The organism is Streptomyces sp. NPDC058231, from assembly GCF_042882275.1.
Taxonomy (GTDB): Bacteria; Actinomycetota; Actinomycetes; order Streptomycetales; family Streptomycetaceae; genus Streptomyces.
Genome location: NZ_JBHVWN010000174.1, coordinates 1 through 1,408, shown reverse-complemented (window position 1 = coordinate 1,408; position 1,408 = coordinate 1). Strand labels below are relative to the sequence as shown.

Below are 1,408 nucleotides of genomic sequence, written 5' to 3'. Positions count from 1 at the left end.
GGCTCATCCGGTCCGCTGCCCAGGTGCCGACCGCCGAGAGGAAGTCCCACTGCTCCGCCGTGGGCTCTCCTGCTTCACCCGTCACGACGGTGAGGGCTCCAACTGGGCGCTCCCTGCCGTGCAGCGGCACCGCGGCAAGGCCGGTGCCCGGCCAGTCGTCGCTGGCGGAGGCGGCCTGTGCGGTGGCTGTGGGGTCGTGGGGCGACCACACGGTGCCGCCGCGTACGGCACGGGCCGGGACTTCGTTGCCCCCCTGGTCAATGATCTCCCAGGGCAGAGCCAAGGCCGGGGGCAGACCGGCCGCCGACACGAGACGTAGCGCGGACATGGGGCCACGCAGGTGCACCGTGCCGCCCAAGGCGCCCAGCTCGGCGACGGCGTGCAGAACGGCGAGCCGCAGTAGCTCACCCTCCGAGACGCCCTGTTGCACACTGTCGAGCAAGATCAATCGGGCATTCATGAATCAACTGTATATTTCGGAGATTCGGACATCTATGCAGGCCACGACTGCGCCGGTGCACGCCGCTCCGTGAAGAGGGCTGCAGGTGTCCGGGCTCGGCCCCGACTTCCGACCTGCCCCTCACCTGGCCGCTTTGCGAGACTTCGCAGCGCTGTGCGGCGTGCGCGTTCCGCAATCGTCGTATCGGGTCACCTCACGCTGTGCCGGCCGCTCCCGCATGCGCGTCTTCGGCCCCCAACACGCGACCGGAACAGCCGAACGAGTCACTCCATCGGACACGGGCATCAACGCTGGAGCGGTATCGCGAAGGTGCCCATCGCCTGGCTGTCCATCGGCAGCCACCTGAGCCGGCGCTTCGACTTCGACACCTGCCACGGCCCCGCGCCGGTCACACACGGAGGTCGATCCACCGGTGCCGTCAGGGGAGAACTCGACGAGTGCCGCAAGCATGACATCACCCCGAGTTGCGCCAAGAGTCTCGGGACGAGTCCATATCAGTGCGCTGCCGGCGAAGCCCTTGGCACGGCAGCTGCAACGAAATTCCGGTCCCACCACGATTCTTCGGGAAGCTGGATCGCAGTCTGCTCCTCCGCCTGCACCGTGGCCTCAATCCCGGACCGCCAGACCGAACTCGCGCAGGCGTGGAAGGCAGACTTCCAGACACGTCTCCGACTGCGCGGGCGACGACCTTCAACGTGACCGGGTGGCGCGCACCAACTGCTGGTCGACGGTGCGGAGCGGTTGCATCTGATGCAACATTGCTCGTCGTCAGCGATCTCCCCGGCATCGCCTCCAGTACGGCCCACAGGTGGGCCCGGTTAGCACAGGACAACTGGGGCGACCACCTCGCCGCTGTGTCAGGAGGACAGAGACGCATGGTCCGAGAGTGTTCGGCGGGGGCCAGGCGCGTCCTGTCCGCCTCAGATTTCGATACGCCTGTGCCACCAG

At 67.6% G+C, this 1,408-nt stretch carries 1 protein-coding gene; it reads right to left on the bottom strand.

Annotated features, from left to right (window positions below; all coding sequences use genetic code 11):
- The coding region (locus ACFVXE_RS39085; RefSeq protein ID WP_389678564.1) for a GAF domain-containing protein at positions 1–460 on the bottom strand (460 nt) is incomplete at its 3' end.
- Positions 461–1,408: the final 948 nt, after the last annotated feature.